Origin of the sequence: Desulfosporosinus sp. OT, from assembly GCF_000224515.1 — a bacterium.
Classification (GTDB): domain Bacteria; phylum Bacillota; class Desulfitobacteriia; order Desulfitobacteriales; family Desulfitobacteriaceae; genus Desulfosporosinus.
The window spans coordinates 1-21,426 of the sequence record NZ_AGAF01000027.1 but is presented as its reverse complement, the minus strand read 5'-3'; the positions used below and the strand labels follow the sequence as shown (position 1 = coordinate 21,426).

21 protein-coding genes are annotated in these 21,426 nt (G+C 46.6%); 6 read left to right on the top strand and 15 right to left on the bottom strand.

Features of this window, described 5'->3' with window-relative positions:
• Positions 1–79 precede the first annotated feature (79 nt).
• The 9 genes from mobP3 to DOT_RS02430 all read right to left on the bottom strand — a co-directional run bounded on the left by mobP3 (position 80) and on the right by DOT_RS02430 (position 7,614).
• Complete coding sequence (gene mobP3 / locus DOT_RS02470; RefSeq protein ID WP_009613734.1) at positions 80–1,315, bottom strand: MobP3 family relaxase; 1,236 nt, start codon at positions 1,313–1,315, stop codon at positions 80–82.
• Positions 1,296–1,793 (bottom strand): ribbon-helix-helix protein, CopG family, encoded by a 498-nt coding sequence (locus tag DOT_RS02465; RefSeq protein WP_009613732.1) that lies wholly within the window; start codon positions 1,791–1,793, stop codon positions 1,296–1,298. Before DOT_RS02465 ends, mobP3 begins: the two co-directional genes overlap by 20 nt.
• 31 nt (positions 1,794–1,824) lie before the next feature.
• Positions 1,825–2,610: a JAB domain-containing protein gene (locus tag DOT_RS02460; protein WP_009613730.1), complete on the bottom strand. Its 786-nt coding sequence runs from the start codon at positions 2,608–2,610 to the stop codon at positions 1,825–1,827.
• Positions 2,607–2,888, bottom strand: coding sequence for a hypothetical protein (locus DOT_RS02455; RefSeq protein WP_009613729.1), 282 nt, complete (start codon positions 2,886–2,888; stop codon positions 2,607–2,609). The genes DOT_RS02460 and DOT_RS02455 overlap by 4 nt, the downstream gene beginning before the upstream one ends.
• A gap of 18 nt (positions 2,889–2,906) precedes the next feature.
• Positions 2,907–3,872, bottom strand: a complete 966-nt coding sequence (locus DOT_RS02450) for a phosphoadenosine phosphosulfate reductase family protein (RefSeq protein WP_009613726.1) — start codon at positions 3,870–3,872, stop codon at positions 2,907–2,909.
• Positions 3,873–4,080: 208 nt separating this feature from the next.
• Positions 4,081–5,142: a DUF3991 domain-containing protein gene (locus tag DOT_RS02445; protein WP_009613718.1), complete on the bottom strand. Its 1,062-nt coding sequence runs from the start codon at positions 5,140–5,142 to the stop codon at positions 4,081–4,083.
• An 8-nt stretch (positions 5,143–5,150) separates the two neighbouring features.
• Positions 5,151–6,194, bottom strand: coding sequence for a hypothetical protein (locus tag DOT_RS27640; RefSeq protein WP_050809808.1), 1,044 nt, complete (start codon positions 6,192–6,194; stop codon positions 5,151–5,153).
• Positions 6,181–7,011, bottom strand: a complete 831-nt coding sequence (locus DOT_RS02435) for a hypothetical protein (protein WP_009613708.1) — start codon at positions 7,009–7,011, stop codon at positions 6,181–6,183. The genes DOT_RS27640 and DOT_RS02435 overlap by 14 nt, the downstream gene beginning before the upstream one ends.
• Before the next feature lie 237 nt (positions 7,012–7,248).
• Positions 7,249–7,614, bottom strand: a complete 366-nt coding sequence (locus DOT_RS02430) for a response regulator (RefSeq protein ID WP_009613706.1) — start codon at positions 7,612–7,614, stop codon at positions 7,249–7,251.
• Positions 7,615–7,803: 189 nt separating this feature from the next.
• Here DOT_RS02430 and DOT_RS02425 point away from each other — a divergent pair, with 189 nt between their 5' ends.
• Positions 7,804–8,055, top strand: coding sequence for a helix-turn-helix transcriptional regulator (locus tag DOT_RS02425; protein ID WP_009613702.1), 252 nt, complete (start codon positions 7,804–7,806; stop codon positions 8,053–8,055).
• Between the two features lie 166 nt (positions 8,056–8,221).
• Here DOT_RS02425 and DOT_RS02420 read toward each other — a convergent pair whose 3' ends face one another.
• A complete protein-coding gene (locus DOT_RS02420; RefSeq protein WP_050809807.1) occupies positions 8,222–9,115 on the bottom strand; it encodes a hypothetical protein in 894 nt (297 codons plus the stop codon).
• Between the two features lie 194 nt (positions 9,116–9,309).
• On the opposite strand from DOT_RS02420, the gene DOT_RS02415 reads away from it, so the two are divergent.
• From DOT_RS02415 to DOT_RS02405, 3 genes are all read left to right on the top strand, one after another.
• On the top strand, positions 9,310–9,645 hold the full coding sequence (locus tag DOT_RS02415; protein WP_009613699.1) for a YnfA family protein: 336 nt from the start codon (positions 9,310–9,312) through the stop codon (positions 9,643–9,645).
• Between the two features lie 85 nt (positions 9,646–9,730).
• Positions 9,731–10,225, top strand: a complete 495-nt coding sequence (locus tag DOT_RS02410) for a Csac_0668 family 2Fe-2S cluster-binding (seleno)protein (RefSeq protein WP_282433422.1) — start codon at positions 9,731–9,733, stop codon at positions 10,223–10,225.
• Between the two features lie 201 nt (positions 10,226–10,426).
• Positions 10,427–11,350 (top strand): TIGR01777 family oxidoreductase, encoded by a 924-nt coding sequence (locus tag DOT_RS02405; RefSeq protein WP_009613695.1) that lies wholly within the window; start codon positions 10,427–10,429, stop codon positions 11,348–11,350.
• Positions 11,351–11,430: 80 nt separating this feature from the next.
• On the opposite strand, the gene DOT_RS02400 is transcribed toward DOT_RS02405, so the two are convergent.
• A complete protein-coding gene (locus DOT_RS02400) occupies positions 11,431–17,256 on the bottom strand; it encodes an SNF2-related protein (RefSeq protein ID WP_242833751.1) in 5,826 nt (1,941 codons plus the stop codon).
• A gap of 917 nt (positions 17,257–18,173) precedes the next feature.
• Entirely contained in the window at positions 18,174–18,524 is a 351-nt protein-coding gene (locus DOT_RS29505) for a TnpV protein (RefSeq protein ID WP_242833750.1), read from the bottom strand.
• Positions 18,525–18,621: 97 nt separating this feature from the next.
• Here DOT_RS29505 and DOT_RS30145 point away from each other — a divergent pair, with 97 nt between their 5' ends.
• On the top strand, positions 18,622–18,795 hold the full coding sequence (locus tag DOT_RS30145) for a hypothetical protein (protein ID WP_157998391.1): 174 nt from the start codon (positions 18,622–18,624) through the stop codon (positions 18,793–18,795).
• Between the two features lie 78 nt (positions 18,796–18,873).
• A complete protein-coding gene (locus DOT_RS29500) occupies positions 18,874–19,185 on the top strand; it encodes a hypothetical protein (protein ID WP_157998390.1) in 312 nt (103 codons plus the stop codon).
• Between the two features lie 116 nt (positions 19,186–19,301).
• Here the strand turns inward: DOT_RS29500 and DOT_RS29495 are convergent, their stop codons facing one another.
• The 3 genes from DOT_RS29495 to DOT_RS02390 are packed head-to-tail and all read right to left on the bottom strand — an operon-like array spanning position 19,302 to position 21,290.
• On the bottom strand, positions 19,302–19,493 hold the full coding sequence (locus tag DOT_RS29495; protein WP_139024100.1) for a hypothetical protein: 192 nt from the start codon (positions 19,491–19,493) through the stop codon (positions 19,302–19,304).
• Positions 19,490–20,503, bottom strand: a complete 1,014-nt coding sequence (locus tag DOT_RS02395; RefSeq protein ID WP_139024099.1) for a ParB N-terminal domain-containing protein — start codon at positions 20,501–20,503, stop codon at positions 19,490–19,492. The genes DOT_RS29495 and DOT_RS02395 overlap by 4 nt, the downstream gene beginning before the upstream one ends.
• Entirely contained in the window at positions 20,493–21,290 is a 798-nt protein-coding gene (locus tag DOT_RS02390) for a ParA family protein (protein WP_009613686.1), read from the bottom strand. The genes DOT_RS02395 and DOT_RS02390 overlap by 11 nt, the downstream gene beginning before the upstream one ends.
• Between the last annotated feature and the right edge of the window lie 136 nt (positions 21,291–21,426).

Below are 21,426 nucleotides of genomic sequence, written 5' to 3'. Positions count from 1 at the left end.
ATCAAAAAAAAGTGGTTCTTTGTCCGGGTTTAGAGCTCCGGTTCTTCTTTAGATTTTATCCTGATTCATTAAAGCTTCATTACCGTTCCATGCCCCTGTCTTTATGCCGCAAGTACCATTCCTTTTTTGCCGCCTTTGATAGCTCGGTGCTCATAGTTTTCTGCTTGTCGTCATATTCCGTATCAAGGCTTACGATGTTCTGTTCCAGCATCATCAGGATTTCACAGATCATCTGCTCGGTATAGTAATGCTTCCTAGCCTCGGTGTACTCCATATGGGACAATTCCCGTTCCTTGTTCAGCATGGATTTTAGCACGCCCAGCAGTTTGTTGGCAATCAGCTTTTCCGCTTCCTTGACCGCCTTTTGCCGGTACTTTTCCGTATTCTCAGGGTCGGTGTCGTAGAGCATTGCCAGGGCGCACCTGCTGTCCGCGTAATCGTCGATCAGGCTGCGGATATACTCGTTGCCGTTTTTCAGTTGGTCAATAAAGGCGTCAACCTCGGCTTTGACTTCTTCGGGCAGCAGCTTGTAATATAGGCGGCCTTTCTTCGGCATTTTATCTTTCAGGTCGAACAGTTTGACAATCAGCGGAGATAAATCGGCGTCTCCTAGGATGCCGTCCATGGGAGCCGCACCCAATTCGTCCGCGTCAATCCGTCCCACCAGCTCCTTTAACCGTTTGTATTCCTTCGGATGAGCCACCCTGACGTACTCATCAAATTCGGATACCAATTCATCGGTGACGGCCTTGATGTCGCCTTTGGCTTTGTCCTTCACCCTGCAATACTGCTCGATCTTGTCCGCAAAGGTTTCCTTGATCAGCTGGATGCGGATACTGTCGGGAATTTTGGGGTGAACGTAGTTTTTCATCAGCCTTTGGTTTTTGTCCCAAAAGGCAATGTGGCTATGGGGATGGCTGCGCTCGTTGTGGTGAGCGCATACCCAGGACAGGTTTTTTACGCTGATGCCGTTTTTCTGCGCTAGGGTTTGGATATGCCGCTCGATGTACTGCTCCCATGCCTTGTGGTCGTTCAACCCCAATTCCGCAGCGGTCTCAGGGGCAAAAGAAATGATGCTGCGGAAGATGTTGACTTTTTTATATGACAGCTCCCGGACCTCTCTGGCGACTTCCTGCCAGGTTTCAAACTCCTCAAGCTTGCCGGGAGAAAGCTTGCCGAACAATCCATGCCGCATTCCCTCGTTTTTGGAGGCGCCGGGGCGGGTGGCGATATAACCGATATGGGCATAGTTGCATTTAGGGGTTTTTCGGTAATTGGGATTTCTAAACCGCTGCTTATACATCAAAATCGACATAGGCCGGGGTTCCTCCCTTGAGCTCGCTGACCGCCTTTTTCATTTCCTCGTCATCCAGAAAGGCTTTAAGCGCGTCGCCGCTTTTCAGGTTGGCATAGGCCAGGGCGCGTTTCCGGGCCAGGCGTTCGATTTTTTCAAAGGAAGAATAGCGGTCGGTGTCGATGAGGTCGGCAATTAGAGCAATATTGGCATAGTAGCCCGCCGCCGAGATGATGGTCATGCGGTTGATCATTCCGGCCAGGCGGTTGCCCAGCGCCTTGATAGACACGTCGATTTCCTGGTGGATAATGGCGGTGATGAGGTCGATGTTTTCCTCGTAGCTTTCAATCGCCAGGCCCTTTTCTATATACTTGCGGATTTGCTCGTTGCGGGAAATATGCTCTCTGTCCGCCTTCTTATCAATTTCGCCGCACATCTGTTTTGTAAGATAAATGGACGTAGTGATTTTTTCGTCCTGTTGTTTGCTGGCTTTCGCCATAGGACACGCTCCTTTCCTTATTATTTGTCAATCAAAGCTCCCATTCATCCTCATCCTCCTTGTCGTCCGGTTCTATAAGATTAAACTCATCCAGGTCTGATTCATCAAAATCCGAAATGTCTGCATGAAAATCTGCTTTATCCTCCCCGAGCGCCTTATTGTTATCCAGAGGGATAGCATCGTAGCTTACATCCCTGGAGGGCTGCGGCATACCCTCCATCTCGGCCATGGAGTGATATTGGCTATTGGCGACAATAATATGGTCCAATACGCTGATCTGGAGCGGCGCAAAAATGGATATCAGTCTTTTGGTTATATCCCTGTCCTGAATTGATGGAATCCGACTTCCCCCAGGATGATTGTGTGCCAGGAGGATGGACGTGCAATCGCAGTCAAGGGCCGCTTTCAAGATCATTCTCGGATAAACGGCTGCTTCTCCGATGCTTCCCTCGGAGAAGATCCTGGTCTCGATGATGTTGTTGCCGGTATCCAGAAAAGCAACCATAAACTTCTCCCTATCCTTAATGCCGCCCAATAAGGATGCAAAGTATTCTCCCGCCACCTTAGAGGAATCAAGTACCAGCTTGTTTTCGTTCTCCTGTAGCTTGAGGAGCCGATAAGCAGAGATGAATTCGTTCAGGACATGAATCTTTTCAAGCTGCTGTTTGTTAGGGTCAATGGTCTTGGGGTGCTCCAGCACATTGAAGAGATTGTTTTCAGCCGCATATTTTTTCAGCTTGCTTTCGGCAATTCCCGTAAGGCGGGTGATACCTTTTATGAAGTTGGAGGCGTGAGCCTCATCATAGTTTTTCTTCACAGTTTTGCACCCCCTCCCGGCTTTTCAAGCTTTTGTAAATCGGGTACTGCTTCTTCGCCCATTCCAACCAGCACCATTCTGACAGCCTTCAGCTTTTCAAAAACATCTTCTGAAAAATCGAAGCTCTCAAGGTTTCTGAAAAATCCATTGGCTCCGTAATCTTGGAGGCATCTGTTGATTTGTTCCGTAATATCCGAATCAACGTCGAAGAGCCTCCCTAAAAGTTGGGAAGCCCTTTCATAGTCCTTTTGATTGATTGCAGGTTCTTGTTCCATCATCGTGAAAACTCCTTTGGTTTATTCGATTTTTACGCCATAGGCAAACAACACCGGCCTCATCCCCAGCCCGCCTGTTTCCACAGGCTTCATGCAATACTCCCAAAGCTTCGGGTGCGTCACTTTCAGCCGTTGAAATCGGTTCGGCTCTTTCTCAAGATGGCAGCCAAAACCGCAGAAGATGCAGCCGGTACGCTTGCACAGGGTCGTTTCCAGCAGAGGAGGTTCAAATAAAGAAAGCTGCCTGCTTGCTGGTACGACTTCGCCGTAGCATTTAGCAATGGGCAGCTTTTCTATGACGATATACTGTAAAACATCCTGTTCCGTCCAGATGGAGATGGGGCGGGACTGGGGCCGCTTCAGCTTGAAGGCGTTGCAGCCGTCTTTCAGATAATTCTGTTCCCGGCGTTTGCTCTCAGCCGCCATAATACCAAGAATGGGAAACACGCCGTTTTTCTTTTCAAACGATTTCAGCGGCGATTTCTTCATTACTCCGCAGCAGTCCGCGCTGATTTTAATTCCGCTGTCAATGAGATAATGCCACTTTTGCGGGAGCTTAAAGCTGGTTGGCCGTCCGCTGACACAGATCCCGTTAATCACTTTATTGCGGATCGCTTCATTGTCCGGCGACCGCTGCAACCGGTGGATATAGTCGGCATACTCCTTGGAGATAATGGGATAGCCGTATTTCTGCAAAACTTCTTTAAAAGGGACTTTAGGTTTCAACCATTCCACGTTGGGCATCTGCTTTACATGCTCCCGCACTTCGGGATACTCCAGGCCTGTATCACAAAACGCCGCCGTCATGGACGGATACAAGCGGCGGCAAATATCCAGGAGTACAGTGGAATCCTTGCCGCCGGAATAGCTTACATAGGTTCCGTAAATGCCATAGTAATCCACCCACTCCCGGATTCTTTGCTCTGTTAATATTATCTTTGCTTCAAGCGGGAGACTCTGGCGCTGTACCAACTGCCAGCGTTCCATGAACACCGCCTTTCGCTTTAACAAAAAACTAACAATCTATATAGGGTTTTAACAACGTTGCCGACACTGTCGGCAAGCCGTTTTGACGATTTGTTCAACAAATCTATTCCTGCCTTAACTGAAAAAAACGAGGGTCTTGCGACCTTCGTTTTTCTCGTTTCGGGCTTCCCCGAATGGGGAAGGGGTGTACCAATGAAAAGAAAATCAGTCAGGGTTCCAGTTCGTCCTCCGATTCTTCCTCCGGCTCGTCCCGTGCCTCGCGTTCAAATTCGGCTTCCAGAATGGAAACCCGCATGGCGTCCAGTTCCTTTGGGCTTTTGCCCTTGCGGATTTCTGTAAGGTCCTGGTTGAAGTCCTTGAGATGGGGCCGGTGGATAGCGCAGGCATAGCCCTGTTCGCCGTATTTGCCGCAGTATTTCTCGGCAGCCACCTGACCGTAATTGGGAGCCCGCTTGCCGTCCTTATCCCTTGTGTTGAAGTCGTTGTCCAGGGCAAAGACGATTCTTTTGATTTCAGGGTGGTCTTTCAGGTATCGTTCCAGTGCTCCGTCCCAGGTGCAGCCGAGGGATAGGCGGTGATCCTGCTTCCAGTCCAGACCATGCATTTTGGCAAGGGTGGCATGGCTCATCAGGTCGATAGGGCTTTCGGAAACGATGACGGTATCATTTTTGCCCTCTATATAGAAGGGGTAGCTCTTGTCGGAATTCTCTTTATCCTGCTTAAAATCGCTTTCCTTGCGGGCCGCCCGCATAGAGCAGTATTTCGGGTTTTTGTCCCTGTCATAGCCGACAAACACGCAGTTGCCGTATTTCGCTTCCTGGTAGATTTTCCGCCCGTTCATCAGCAGAGAGACAACCTCCGGTGCAATTCCCCGGATGCTCACCAGATACCAATAGGCCCGTTTGAAGTTGGCGGCCTTGTCGGGTAGGACAAGGGGACCTTTTTCTGCTTTTACGTAGGGGATACGCTCCCGGACATACGGCTCGTAGCTTTCGCCAATTAACTGTGCCACCGCTTCGGTAAAGGTTTTGCCGTCATACTTCATCACAAAATCAATGGCACCGCCCTTTGAATTAGAGGTCCAGTGGTAAAAGCGGTTGCTGTCCTTGAAGATGTAGAGACCGCCGGAATTTTGGGCATGGAAGGCTTTGCGCCCTCCCTTTTCCAGCTTGAAGCCATACTGCTGAGCAAGCTCAACCAGGCTGACCCGGTTGGCCTGTTCGATCTGTTCCTCGGTGAAGCGAAGGGGTTTCGTTGCCGTTTGTGCCATAGGCTGCGTCACACCTCCAGTTCGTGATCAATCTCCCGCACATTTTCCGCAGGTTCAAGAGGGGCAGGAAGCGCCTTGTCCAGCTTATAGATGATGGTTTCTATGGTTTTAAGCTCAGCTTTATCCATATCCCCCGACTGACCGGCGGCAATGGCCAGAACGTAAATTTGATTTAACTCTGTCCAATTAAAAAGCTCTGCCCGGTTTTCAGGCAGAGCCAACAGGTATTCCAGCAGCCGTTTGTCTTCCGGCACCATACCAAAAATACCCTTGTGAAAGAGGTGATAGCTGATTTCATCGGTGCTGGTGACAGGCTCCCTGATGTTGTCTTTGGACAGCATGTAAACAGGAACCTTATGCTTCAGGGCGTCAAAAACATCTCTGGGTATGGTGAATACCATATCGTCACGGGTGTAGCCGTAGCTGTAAAAGCGTTCCTTTACCATGGCAGCAATGTATCTGTCCAGGCTTCCGGCGGCGGTATTCATTATCCGTATCTGCCTTGCCTTGCACAAAACATCCTGCAGCCGCTGTTCATCACCCACCTCATAGCGCAGGGCTTCAATCTCACCGTAACGCTGGCCGATGCTGTACCAGTTAGTGTTATATTCGTCAATGTCAAACCTGCGGATGTATCCGTTGTTGCTGTCGGGATGCTTGAAAACCGCCTCAACCGCCTGTGCGTTGAAGCAGTTTTTCCGCACATCCTCAATATGCGTTTTGTAGTCCAGCTCAAAAACATGGCCGACGACAGTTTTGCCCTGCAAGGCTTCGATCTCTACCGCGAAGGCTTTGACGTTTTCGCTGGAATGATTGTAATAGTCCCAGGTGTTAAAGGCGTGGGTGTTTCGGATATAGACGTCCCGTTCTTCAAAACACCAGGTGCCGAACCCACGGGACAGCCAAAGGAAATGTCGGCTGCCGCGGCTGTCCTCCGCGGCTCTTTGCAGTCTTGCGATGTCATATTCAAAATCCGACTGGTAATGCTCCGTGTTGTGCTGCATGATTTTCCGAAGGGTGTCTATCACATCCACATTCTCAAATCTCATCATCGTACTCCTCCTGTTCCTCTGAAAGCTCGGGATCATCTTCATAAAAACGGCTGTATCCCTTTGAGCCATATTCACTGACGGCTTCTGCTTTCAAAAGGTCTTTGCCTTTCAGATAATCGAAGCAGGAGAGGATGATTTTCATCTCATCCTCTCCTGCTTCCCGTTCTTCACCTTTACCATAGGAAAAGGTATGGGACTGAATAAAGAAGTCTTTTCCGCCGTTGTCGCAGTGGCGCTCCATAAAGTCGATGTAATCATCTGTGTTATAAATCATCGTGTCATGGGGATTTCCAGGCATAAAAAAGGTTACGATCTGACTGTCGTTGTTGTCCAAGGTGATTTCAGAAAATACAATTTTACTGTTGTCTGCGGTAATCAAATCGTCTAACTTTGCTTTTTGGTACTCGCCGAATTCGTTATCATCTTTCCAGCGCCATACAATGTTCATACTGTCAGGTGTAATGCCCTTACTCTCCAGAAACAGGCATTGCTGTTGAATCTTTAAAAGCGAATTTCTGGCGTCATGTGAATGTATCCACGGGCTTGAATAATGCTCAACTGCTTTCCCTTTGAACAGGATGTATCCCTCATGGTCCTGCGTCATGTGTTCGACGCCGTGAAGAAACGGCTGTTTATATTCGCCTCTTATAACTTCCTCATACAGCTTGTTAAATGCCTCGATGCCTCTGTCATTCAAAAAACCGTTCACAGCCATTTCGGTAAGCTTTAAATGAGTTGGACAGAGCAGATTGCCGTCTTGCGTGTTGTGTATGATTGCGATTGCTTTATCGAAAATGCTTAGATTTGTTTCAGACATTATATTCTTCCTTCCTTTCATAAAGCTTGAAGCTGGAACCTGACACTTGTTGCCATTAGTCCGCCTCCAGTTCTTTTTCGATTTCTGCAGGGGGAAAGAGAGAACTAAGTATGTTAGCCTAAATAATAAGAAGGCAGGAGTTCCATGAGCTATGGAGCACCTGCCTTTGATTTATCGTCTTTTTATCCCTTTTCCCCTATCCGCTACGGCCTTTCACCAACTTTTCCGACCAATACCTTATCTAAATATTTTATTTATATCTTCTTGTTGGAGCGGTTTGAACAGTATCTCAAGCGGTGAAGCTGCCATAAAAGCAAGTTGCAGTTGCTTATCGGATGCCGTTACAAAAACAATGTGACACGATGTGTTTTCCTCGCGAATCCTTAAAGCGGTATGAAGTCCGGTCAGCTTTTTCATAAAGTTGTCCAGAAAGAAAAGATCGAAAAATTTTTTATTTTCATCAAATTTCTCAATAATTTCTTCCCCACTCTCGAATTCATAAAGATTAAAGCGCACTCCATTTTGTTCCTCATACTCATGAACCAGTAAATTTAGAAGTTTCCGCTGGATGGGCCTGTCGTCACATATAGCAATATTAAGCATTATATCCACTCCTCTCTAAAATGAATTAATTTTATCTATCAAATCGGCTATTTGGGAAATATTAATATACAGACATTTCCAAATTGCAATGTAACTACAACATTATACCTTATAATTGCGTATGATTGCAATTTTGTTTTAGATAAAATGGTATAAAATATTGTTTTATCTAAAAATGGAGGAATCATAATGCCCCCCAGCAAAAGCAAGTCGTACTCAGCGGAAGAAAAGCAATTTCTAAGAAACATCGGGTTCAAAATCCAATTTTTTCGGAAACAACGAGGTCTCAGTCAAAATGAACTTGCCGAAAAATCAGATTTAAGTTATACCACCATTAGCCACCTCGAAAGCACCTCTGTCTATGGTGTATCTATCATTTCTATATTTAGGATAGCGCAAGCTCTTGACGTTGATCCAAGCCAGCTTCTAACGTTCAAATAAGCGGTAAGTGTTCATTGAGATGTATTTTGCAGATTCCAAAATTGCAGTATAAATTGAGCATAGATGGCGTTTTCTTAATAAATCAGAAGTTCTATTACATGGGAGACTTAGTTGTCTCCCATATTTTTATTATATAAATGAACGGTCGTCTCAACACATGTCCCACCTACATTTCCATTTCATCGGTAAGCTCATCATCAAAGCCGCAATCAAGCTCGTCCTTCTCTTCGTTTTCCTGAATTTCCTCCAGGATATCCTCCACGCTGGCGTTGTCCCAACGGTCTTGCAGAATTTCCACAATGTCCTTGCATTCATCGGGCAGGTGTTCTTTGATACTGGCCTGCACGTCCCTGAAATCGCCCAGGAAACCCCAGCAACTATCTATTTCTTCTTCCTGTTTATACAGCCTGAAGCCATAGCATTGGCCGGTAAGGTAGTAGTCATAGTCTTTTACTTCACCGTCCAACAGCTTTTCAGCCTTTTTAACGGTTTCAGGGGTAACCTCTTCAAATTCCTCCTTTATCTTATCGTGGGGAGCATAAATCCACCCTAAAAGTCCGCTGTCCCAAGGGCAGCTAAATCCGGTGGTATTTACCGTCAAGCCGCTATGGTCGTACATGTAGACAGGCAGGATACAGTATGCTTTTTCAGCTAGAGTCCTCAAATCCTGCCACTGCATTTGTCCGAAAATCGCTTCGCTCAGTTCCGTTTCGCTGCCTTTTAACGGTGCGGAGAGGGTATATTCGGTATACCACTTCTTGAAAAAATCAGAGTATGAATTAAGCTCCCATTCATGAGTGGACTTGTTATATTCCAGCTTCAAACCATCCACATTGCCATTCTTAATATAGGAAATAACATCTTGATCCAGGATACTCTCCTGCACCAGTTTTTGAAAGAACTCTTCCGCGTCGTCGTAGTGATGTTCGTCGCCCAGCGTGTAGCGCCTGTGGAAGCAAACCATTGTACCGAAATTGTCCCATTCCTCGCGCGGATTTGTCGGCTCGTCATCGGGCACAACAAACAGGGTGTAGGGCCTCTGTGTTGCCACCATCGGCATGGGTATCACATCCTTTCTAAGAGATATAGTTACAGATCTTTATTAACTTTGAATACAAAAAAGCCGCCCACATGGTAGCAGCTTAGTTCGTTGAAAAAAATTCATTTGATATTTATGGTATAATTAGTTAATAACTTGTGGCACAACAGTACGATAATGTGTATTAATTTAAAAACAAAGAAAGGAACTATTTAATGGAAATACTTAAATCAATCTTTTATTTTATTTTAGCTGGGGTATTTGAAATAGGTGGTGGATATCTCGTATGGTTATGGTTAAGAGATGGGAAAAGTATATGGTACGGTTTAATTGGAGCTATAACCTTAATCATTTATGGAGTAATACCAACATTACAACCACCTAGTGCCAGTTTTGGACGAGTATATGCCGCATATGGTGGAATATTTATTGTACTTTCAATTCTGTGGGGATGGAAAATAGATAATGTTCTTCCAGATAAGTTTGACTTAATCGGAGGGACTATAGCACTTATTGGAGTGTTAGTAATCATGTATTATCCAAGAGGGTAATTCATATTTTCTTATTATGTTCAGTTAATAATTTTATAAATTGTAATTTTAATACTTTAAATAAATTTAGAAGGGATGACATATTTTGCAAGAACTAGAGTTAAACAAAACCTGTTGAGCAAGTGAACAGGGCTCTACTCGTGTAGTAGGGAATAATAACCTCTGCCCTGTATGTAATAGTGAAGGAATAGTGGTAAAAAACCTTACTGTAAAACATTTAGTTATTGATGAATTTGCAGACCAAATAAAAGATAATACTTATTTTATTTGCATGAATGAACAATGTAATGTTGTCTATTTTAATTCAGATTTAGGCATATCATATACTAAACAGCAGGTAAAAGTGCCAATATGGTTTAAAAAAGATGGAGACCCTAAATATATATGCTATTGCAACCAAGTTACAGAGCAACAAATTATAAATGCTGTTCTTAATGATGGAGCAAAAGATTTGAAGGATATTATTAGACTTACAGGAGCAATGAAGAACGGAAAGTGTGAGATCAACAATCCTTTAGGTAAATGCTGTAGCCCGCTTATTCAAGAAACTATTAATAAAGCGTTGAATATTGAAGGATAACTACTGTGACGCCTTATTCCTATTTAGTGCATTAATACAGTTCGGGGGAAGTTCAAAGGGACTCCCGTCCATGGTCGTCTCTGAATAAAGAGGCATAATCCGCCGCCTACAGAGGGTTTGCAGCATCGGTGATAGCATTTTGGGTAGTAACCCGACGTAGCAAACCCTCGGGACGCTAGACGCCATTTCGGAGGTGGAAAGATGAATGTGTTAATTTTTGGTGGGACTGGTTTCGTCGGAAGAAATCTTATAGAGGAATTACTTAAGAATGGATATCAGGTACATGTTGTAACGAGAAATTCCCAAAAAACTGCCAGCAGCTTTGAAAATAAAGTCCAGGTAATAGAATGGGACAATGTTTCTCCTCTTTCTTCGATTTCTGAGCTACAGCAAACTGACGTAATGATCAACTTAGCGGGTGAGTCAATCGGTAATCGTCGATGGATCAACTCAGTGAAAGAGGAGATTTTAGCAAGTAGGATTAGAACTACTAGAGCAATTGTTACGACTATCAATAATGGTACTATTCAGCCGAAAGTTCTAATTAACGCTTCAGCAGTTGGATATTATGGACCTTGTGAGGATGATGAGCTAACAGAGTCTGATGAAGTTGGTCAGGATTTCCTAGCTCAAGTTTGCCGAGATTGGGAAAAAGAAGCATACAAGGTTCAAAATAATTTAACCAGAGTTGTAACTATTCGGATTGGCGTAGTTTTAGGAAATGAAGGCGCACTAAACAGAATGGCATTTCCATTTAAACTCTACATAGGAGGCCCAATGGGTACGGGAAATCAATGGCTCTCCTGGATACACATCCAAGATTTATCGAGAATGATAAGGTTCATAATCGACCATCAGGAGGTAGCTGGTCCTATAAATGCTGTTGCACCAGAGCCAGTAAGAATGAGTGATTTTTGCAAGATACTAGGCGAAGTTCTAAATAGACCATCATGGTTACCAGTTCCAGAGATTTTGTTGAAAATAGCATTAGGTCAAATGGCGGAGATGTTAATACATGGACAACGGGTTATTCCAAAGAAAATTCTCAGTGCTAATTTTGAATTTAGGTTTTCAAAATTGAGGGCTGCTTTAGAGAATGCTCTGGAGAACCAGAACGGCGTCTAACAACGGACTAATCACAAGAGGGGGATGGACATGGCAATACTTTCTGGATTGGCATTAAAAGCAAAGCCTGGGAAAGCGGTTTAAGCATATTCCGCCTCCCAGGCTTCTTTATTACAGGCCTTCTCTGTCTCAGCCGCGGTGTTTTCGTCAAATATGACTTCCTCTTGTTTTTGAAACTCCTTAAACTCCAGCCTGGTATTGATCTCCGCCTGCCGCGCGGAATACTCGTTCAGGCGCTGCTCAAATTCAAAGGGCTTTTGGACTTCCTTCCTGGCTTCTATAAGCTGAGTTTGGGTATCCGCCAGCTTTTGCTCCATATTCATCAGCACCGCCGGTATCTTTTCAACTACGTTTTCAAGCCTTGTGATACCGCCGAGGGATGAATCGCCAAGGGGTGTGCTGTAGGTGTTGTCGCCTTTTACCAGCAGTTCCAGTTGTTTAAAGGCATTCAGGACAAGAAAGAGAGGGAAGCCCCTGTATTCACCGACAGGCAAAGGTTCGCCGTTTACCGCAAGGTCATGGAGCTTCATCATCAGTAGGAGCTGCTCTCCAGCCTTGACACGCTCATCATAGGTTTTGCCATCAATCACCGCCGAAAAGTCTTCCCCCTCGGTTTTTTCCCGCAATTCCATGTCTTTGCGGATGCTCGCAATCTTCTTTTCACAATAGGCAATGGTATCGGGGTATTGATCCTTAATATTTCGTTCCAAGGTCAGACGTTCATTGTTCCAGTTACCTTTTAATAGCTTCAGCCGTATAACCTCGTTGTCCACTTCCATTTTTTCTGCCAGCAGAGGATTGGAGGTCGCAATCGCCTTGACTTCGGCAGCGGAAAGCACCGTTTCATCCATATCCTCACAGGAGCGGGAAATGCTCTTGCCCGTCATCACCTGTGAGATATACTTCAATTTTTGCTCCTGAATCTGCCAGAGATAAGCATCAAACGTGCCCTTCGTGACATACCGCAGGATTTTGACAACAGGGTTTTGATTGCCCTGGCGAAGTATCCTGCCGTCGCGCTGCTCGATATCCGATGGACGCCACGGACAGTCAAGGTGATGGACCGCCACCAGTCTGTCCTGTACGTTGGTTCCGGTGCCAAGCTTGCTTGTGCTGCCCAGCAGGATTCGGATTTCACCCGTGCGCACCTTTTCAAATAGGTTTTCTCTTTGCTCGTCGGTTTTAGCGTCATGGACAAAGGCGATTTCATCGTCCGGCACACCTTTTTCCGTCAAACACCTTTTCATTTCATCGTAGACGTTAAACTGTCCGGGCTTTGGCGTACCGCTGTCGCAGAACACAAGCTGTGTCAGTCTTTGCTCAGAGCTTTCCTGCCAGATATCAAAGACGTTTCCAATGGCTATATTCAATTTGCTGTTCGGGTCATTAGGTGCATCTTCGTAGACCAGGCGGGGATCAATGGACATCAGTTTCGCTTCACCGGTGAGTTTGAGCATGTTATCTTCATCTGGCTCAACTTCACGGTTTCGGATTTTTTCCGCACGCTCCACAAAGCTTTCCATAATCATCTTCTGGAAGGGTGTAGCTTCGGTGGCAATAATGGTGGCCTTGCCGTCCTTGATTTCGGGAACAGGCAGGTTCAACATATCGGCGGTCTGGATATCCGCCACAAGCTGAAAGATGTTCATCAACTCCGGCAGGTTGTGGAATTTCGCGAAGCGGTTGCGCATACGGTAGCCAGAGCCTTCCGGCGTGATTTCCAGAGACGATATCACTTCACCAAAGGTTGCCGCCCAGGAATCGAAATAGTTGAGTCCCAATCTTGCCAGCATCTGTGGCTGCAAATACCGCTGCAGGACGTACATTTCACTCATGCTGTTGGAGATAGGTGTACCGGTAGCGAATACCACGCCTTTACCGTTGCCCATTTCCTGCAAATACTGGCATTTCAAAAGCATATCCGTCGCCCGCTGACTTGCGGACCGGCCAATGCCTGCCACGTTGCGCATTTTGGTGTAGGTAAAGCAGTTCTTATAGGCATGAGCCTCGTCCACAAACATATAATCCACGCCAAGTTGCTCAAAATTCAAAAGGTCATCCTTCTTTCCCTCTGCCGCCAGCCTGTCGAGGCGGGCTTTGAGGTTGTTCTGAAAGATGACCATTTGCTTGATCGCCCAATTTTCTCCCTTTTCTTCTTTTATCTTTTTGATGATATAGGAAAGCTGGTTGATCTCGTTATTGATCTGCGCTTCCTGCCGCTCCTTGGAAATAGGTATTTTTTCAAACTGGGAATGGCCGATGATCACCGCGTCATACTCACCCATAGCGATTTTGGAAACAAACTTGTTGCGGTTTTTCGCTTCAAAATCTTTTTTGGTGGTAACAAGGATGTTGGCCTGCGGGAAGAACCGGTAAAACTCCTTTGCCCACTGCTCCGTCAGGTGGTTGGGCACCACATAGACGGGTTTCTTGATGGCGTCGATATTTTTGAGATACATGCTCGCCGCAATCATCGCTGCCGTTTTACCCGCACCCACAACATGGCCGGCTAGTCCCGTACCGGAGTAGATAACCCGTGCCGCAAAGTTCTTTTGATGGGGCCTTAGCTCCATTTCCTCGCTCATGCCGGGAAAGATAAGGTGACTGCCGTCATAGACACGGGGGCGAATGGTATTGAATTTCTCATTGTATAGTTTAAGCAGGGTATCTGCTCTGTCCTTATCCTTAAACAGCCATGAGGCAAAGGCTTCCTTGATTTGAGTCTGCTTTGCCCGTGCAATCATGGTCTCATTGGCATTGACCACGTACCGTACCTGGCTTTTACCGTTATTGTCCACATAGGGGACCGGATCGCGCACCGTGGTGGATTGGAGATTGAGGCAATCCTCGAAAATCTGATAAGCATTGACCCGTTTTGTGCCGTAGGTGTTGTTGACCTTGACGGAGGTGGGCTCCCTTGTCTTTCCGTTGATGCGCCAGGTGGTGGTGTATTCCATATAGTCAACCGTAATTGAGTCCCTTAGATAATCCGTAGTGCCAAAGGTCTCGTGCATGAAATGCTGGAAATACTCGATGGGTATCCAGGGACTTCCGATGCGGAAGTCGATGTCGGAGGGTTCCAGCCATTTGGGCTGCACCGCTTCAAGGGCCTGCACGTTTCTCTCCAACAGTTCGGGATATTCTTCAGCCTTCTGTTTGGCATAGAGCAGCTTATCCCGCACCTGTCCGCTCAGATATTCCTCATTCAATTCCCAGCCTTCATAATAATTGCCGTAGTATTTCTGCGGATTGAGATAGATGCGATCCCCAAGTTCACTGATAAGTTCATCTGCCGATTTGCGTGTCAGCTTTTCCATATACGGTAAATCAACCTTCATTTTTTGGTTCAACGATATTTCAAGAGCTTCCTTGGCTGTTTCGGCATGGGTGGGACGGCGATAGGACTTGATGGTGGCCTTATGGAAAATGGGGGCCTTGTTCCATGATTTTTTATCCTTGATCTGATCCTCAATGGAACGGAGCAGAGGAAACTGGTCGTCATCGGAGAATACGGCGATGTTGGCCTTGTCATTGATGGCGCCGCATTGTCTAACAAAGCGGTCGTACACCTCATTCAAGGTTTTCTGGGCCTTCTTCAGTTCGCCAGGTTCGTAATCATTAGTCTGAATTCGGATGACTTCCAGCAGCGCCGTTCTGATTTCGCATAAACCCTTGATGCGCTCGGCGCGTTTGCCGATGTAGTCCTGCGGTATTAGCTTGTTACGCTCACAGTAGTAAATCCTATCGTCCTGCACCACATAGGTATAGCTTTTCGTCCCTTCGGGTGCGTCCAGCTCGCTAGCATTTCCATCTTCGGCTTCCTCAATTTCCACAAAGGGCTGGTCTGCTTCGGCGGTAAAGGTGGCGTGCAAATTTCCGATGGCTCTGTCAAGCTCCACATAAAGGTCCTGGCCTTCGGGAGCAATACAGGCCGTACTATCCTCACGCCCATACATATTTCTGCTAAACTGCATTTCACCCAATACCATCTCCGTATGGTCGATGAAATACTGGTTCATATTCATGTAATCGGGCTTTCTGGAATTGACGAATACCCAATCGGGCTGGAAATATTTATCTACTGTACGCTGAGACTCCAGCTTTTGAAAGAACAGGATGTCCGCCGTAACCTCCGTCCCGGCAAGAGACTTAAACGCTGTGTTCGGCAGTCGGATGGCGCCGATCAGGTCGGCTCTACGGGCAAAGTATTCACGGACACTGGTATCTTTTTTATCCATCGTACCTTTACTCGTGATAAAGGCGATGATGCCGCCGGACTTTACAAGGTCAAGGGATTTGGCAATAAAATAATCATGGATCAGAAAATCCTCGTTATCATATCGCTTATCATAGAGCTTGATGTTGTTAAAGGGGATGTTCCCGATGGCAATGTCAAAGGAGTTGTCCTCAAAACGGGTGGTCTCAAAGCCCTGTACCTGGATATTCGCCGTTTGATAAAGCTGCCTAGCGATCCTGCCCGTGATGTTGTCCAATTCCACGCCATACAGGGGCGTTCCCTCATAGCTTTTGGGAAGCACGGAAAAAAAGTTTCCCGTTCCCATCGCCGGGTCAAGTATTTTCCTATTTTCGCCTCCTGTAAAGCCGAATCCCTCAAAGGCTTTGTAAATTCGCCTGATGAGCTCCGGTTCGGTGTAGTAGGCGGTGACAACGGAGTTTAAGGCATCCGCATATTCCTTATCATCCAGCAAATGCTTCAATTCGTGGTATTCCTTTTCCCAGCCGCTGGCCGTATCGGAAAAGGCATTAGCAAGACCGCCCCAGCCCACATACCGAGCCAGGACAATCTGTTCATCGGTTGTGGCAAGCCGTTTTTCGCTTTCGATTTTGTTTAGCAGCTTGATGGCCTCCACATTATTTTTGTACTTGGTTTTCACACCGTTTGGATAGAGGGCATAGTCCTCGGAATAGCGGAAATCGATTTTGACAGGACGGGGTTTTGAAACAGGCTCCGACACCGGCTCGGTTTCTGATTGGGGTACAGTCTCAAAGGTACGAGCGGGAGCGGGGTTTCCAATATACCGTCCCTGATCTATAAGCCTTTGAATGTCAATAGCTGCTCGAATCCAGGTGATTTTGGTTTCGTGTTTTTCCCCTTTATCATCGGTCCAGTCAAACACGATCCCCTTGCTGTCATGGTTTTCAAAACCGATACCATGCCTGCCGACAGTATGACCGCCAATACCGTATTCGTTCTTTAACATTTTCTCAAAAGCAGAGCCGGTGGGATGGGTCATGGCAAATTTATAGATGCGCTGTTTGCCTCCGGCGACTCGGCTGCCCTCCAGCAGCACATATTCAATAAGCTCTGCTTCTTTATCCTTCGGGATAGCTTCCATATCGAACAGGTTCATTTGCTGATTGGCAACAGGCTTGGGTACAAAGGGTTCTATTTCGTCAGACCTAGATATATCCTCAATTTGTGTAAAGTCAGTACTGCCGCGGACATTAGGGTCTTCCTCATAACCTGGCTGCTTTTTCGCGGACTGCGGGGGATAAAAGCCCGTCGCTTCAATATCCGGCTCGGTGTCTTCCTGCGCCGCTTCCATTTCCTCATACTCCGCAACCAGTCTGCTAATGTCCATGAGGGAGGTGGCGAATTCTGTCATGTACTTTTGGATGTCGGACTCTTGCAGAGATTCATATTCACCTGTATTGTAGTTCACTCTTGCCACAACAAAGGTGCCGAAGATGGGCTGACCGTTTATCATGCGGTTGATGGGCGTGGTTTCAAAGTCGGCATCATCGGCGCAGATGGCATCTATGCCGTCCCCGATTTCAAGGGTGGTAATCAGACCGCCGACTTTTTCCTGTAAGGCATTGTTTCCTCTTGGGATGGCGGTGAGATAGGGCTTTTTCTCCAATTCCACCACTAGGACATTGATCATTGGCAGCGGTTCGTCCTCTGTCTTTTCTATAGTTTGCGGCACGGGGAAAGCGCCGGTTTCGACCAGGATTTTTATCCTTTCAACCAGCTCCGTCCAGGACAACCCGACAACATAGTGGTCAATCAGGAATTCAACGCCGTTATCCTCCATAGCACAGGTGACAACGTGATCGTCAATCCGCGTTTCACGTTCATCCAGGTCCCGAAAATAGTTGGCCATCAGATATTCATCTATTTCATTGTCATTGGCAAGCTCCGCCGCTATTTCACCATGCCAGCCTTTATATATGATTTGCGTATTGCAAAGATAGCTGTCCACACAGGCATACAGCTCCTGCTCACTCGGTTCCTCTTTTTCATGATCAATGGGAGAAACTTCTCCGTCTGCGATGCGCATTTCATCAATCTCATCGGGGATATTAAAGTCACCAATTTGGTCTGCAAGGCTTTCCTCCGGGATAGGCACCGGATATTCGCCTTCGTCAATGAGCATTCTTAGGATGTTGGCGATGGTATGCCAAGGTATGTGTGTATAGCCGTCCCCAAAGGAAAACGACATCCCGTCTGCGCCCCGGTGAGTGGTTTTCAGCAGCACATCCGCCTGATATTCCGCATTGCCGTAGTCTTCGTAAATTTTGGACAGGGCGACCGCCTTGTCTTCGAGAGGCATGTTGGTTGCGAAAAGCTCCTGAATTTTTTCATACATCATAATAGGGTAGAGATCGGTGCTTGTTAAAATGCCTTCGTAATATTCCCGTACCTGTTCATCCGTGTATTCTACATTTATATAGGAAGCTTTTGGTCCGGCCTGCCTCGTCGCCTCAACCTGTGTTCCGTGCATAAAAAAAGAGCCGTTCGGCGGCGAATCCTGTTCGCTTTCGGGCGGCTCTTCATTTTGATTGTATGGGGGCAGCGGGCTTACCTTACCTTGAATACGATCTCGTTCAGTACGATTTCCTCCGCTGACGACCGGAGGCTGTTTAAGTGGCGGGTCTTCTCCATGATGTCCTCCGTTGCCGGCATTGGCTCGGCCTCCAGCATCCGTTGGGTGATGTACTCGATTTTCTCCACTGCTTCCCTGTGAACCCGGTGCATTTTCTCCATCAGTGTGCCATCCATTTTCAAAATCATAAACCGCTGCGGATGGTTTTCGTGCAGGTACTCCATCGCCATTCTGCCGTACTTGCCCAGGGGCTGGTTGTCGTCCTCGCTGTTGTTGGAAATTTGAAGGTTCGGGAGCAGCACTCCGTCCTTCTCGGTGTAGCTCATCTCGATTTTGCTCATGTGTCATCCTCCTTTCCTGTTCAATGATTTTGATTGTCCGTTCCACTTCCTGAAGTATGCCTTTGGAGATGTCGGTTACGGTGTGTCCGAGCCTTGCGATCAACGGAATGCTGTCGAAATGGGCAATGGTCATCATCCCGTCGCCGGTATGGATTTCATCGTCCGCAAGGCTGCATCGCTTGCCGATAAAATAGGCTACGCTGTCTTTGACAATCTCCTGGATTTGACTGAGCAATCCGTCTTGGGGCAATTGTGAAAACAGGTGGCCTTCAATGTCAAAGTTAAAATCTTGCAGATAATCGTCCAAGCGCTCGGCAACCGCTTCTTCCGCTAATTGGTTCAGGCACTCGGTAAAATCGGAGGATGTAAGATTATGAGCATAGGAAAGGCGGCTGGTCAGCTCTGCTTTCATCTTATCATCAAGCTGCCAGTTTGTTGGTATGATTTCCCGGCCATTGGTCTGAGAGATATCAAACAGGTGCTTGATTGTCAGCCTGGCGTTGTCATACTCGCAGACCGCCAGTCCTATCGCGCCTTTATTGATGTATCTGCCGAATTTGTTCCATATTGGTGTGGTGGCAATCATGGTGACGTTTGGATTTTGCGCGTATACCAACAGGGCGTTGTCAAAGCTGTATTTATATAACCTTGCCGCAAAACCGAGATAATCCCGCCATGCGCCCTCGGTTCGTGTAATGTGAGGCGCGATGGTTTCATAGACCGTCCTCAGTCTTTCATCCTTTCTCAAAATTTCACCTCCTCTTAGTTGACAGGCTCGATTTCCACTATATATCCCTTGGTGCGAGCTACGGTTGTCAAGTAGCCGCATTGGTTGCAGACCAGCGCCAGCTCCCAATTTTCATTTCCTTTTTTGTCGTGGGAGCAGTCGGTGCCGTAGGATAACTCAAAGTCATTGCCTCCACATTTTGCACAAGTCAAGACATTTCTTGTCATTTAGGCGTTCCCTCTTTGACCTTGCTGGAAAAATACCATTCGAGGGCCTCGTCAACGATTCTTTCGATCTCACTGGCCTTTGTGTCTGCGGGAAAATACTTGGAATAGACCTTGTGCTTGATTTTGACAGGAGACGGTGTGGTTGACTTCGGCTTTTTATTGATTTCTCCCGATAGGATTTGATAGGCGGTTTTCTCGTTCAGTTTACTGCTTTCGAAATAGCTGCGGAGCATTTCCGCCTTTTTCATATCCACCTTGAATTCATTTTCGGAAAGCACCTTTTCAATATCCTGCTGCTCCGCTTCGGCAAGGTAGGAGAGGGCAACGGCAGGGTAGATGCCGAATTCCTCACTATCCACACGTTTTTTTAGGGGTGCGGTCAGTTTGTCCACCCTTAAAAGCCGAGCCACGGTATTCTTAGATAATCCATATTCATCCGCGACTTTTTCCCGGCTCGTTAACTTCTGCCCTAATAGGGCAGAAGTTCCGTTTTCCTTGATATACTGCGGATTTTCAAGCATTTTAAGCTCTGCTATAATGTCGTTGCGCTTACCCTGGGAGAACATTTTTGAGTGCCGCAGAGCAAGTACCGCCGCCTTTTCAGACGGTAGCATGTCGGCAAAGGAGCGCTGCATGACATTGGTTTCAATGACATACATCCACGCTTCTTCGTCCGACAGGTTGTCCTTGATGATAAAGTCGCCTTCATCAAGCCCTGCCAGCGTACCGGCGTTCATGCGGTTGTGCCCCGCAAGCATTTCATATCTTTCGTTATCCTTGGTGCGGGCAATCATCGGGGTCAGAATACCATAATTGCTGATGCTTGCAATCATATCGTCCAACCGCTCACCGCTGTATAGGCAAAAAGGGTGATTGGGGTATGGGTCCACTTGAGAAAACTTTAAGCGGACCACACCACTTTTTACATTGGTTTGCTGGTTCTCCGGCTCCACTGCCATAAGCAGCTCGTCCATTGATTTAATCCGTTTCGGTGCGGGTCTATCCGGCAAATCCAATCAACTCCTTTGCAAATTCCATATACGCAATCCCCGCCTTGGATTTGGGCTCGAATTCCAAAATGCTCAATCCGCAGCGGTTGGCTTCGCCCACTCTGATAGAACGGGGAATGGAGGTTTTGAAAACTCTCATGCCTCCACTGTATGCTTCATTTACCTCCGCGCAGACTTCTTTGTGCAGATTGGTCTGCATATCGCACATGGTTAGCAGGATACCCTCAAATTCAATCTTGGGGTTAATCCTGCGTTTGATTTTAAGAATGGTTTTGGTCAGGTCTTGAAGCCCTATGGTAGCGTAGAATTCAGGGTTGATCGTGATGAGAACGCTATCGGCGGCGGAAAGAGCGTTGATTGTCAGCGGACCTAGGGAAGGATTTGTATCAATGAGGATATAGTCATAATCCCTACGGAAAGGCTCCAGGATACTGATAAGCAATTTTTCGCTTCCCATCTCCATCCGCAGATTGGATTCTACCACCGACAAATGAATGTCGTTGGGGATAAAGTCAATCTTCCCGCGCTGCTGAATATACTCGCTCTTGGGCGGTAGTTCTTCCTCATCCATTGCCATTGTCATTAAGTTTGCAATCGTTGTATGAATTTTAGGGACATCTTCATTTTCATCTTCCAATACAAGAGAAGCTGTTAAGTTCGATTGGGGATCATAATCGACCACCAAAACTCGATAGCCTAACTCAGCCAGAGTGTAGCTAAGATTGCGGACACTTGTTGTTTTGGATACACCACCTTTCTGATTTGCAACAGTAATTATTTTGCACATTTTGACCTTTCCTCCTTATCATTTAAAATTGCTGATTTTTGACCCTGAAAAGGGCGTGAAAAAATAGGCATAAATCGGTGGAAATCCGCTTGTTTACTGGGTTCTACTGATTTATGCCTATTATAACTCACGCATT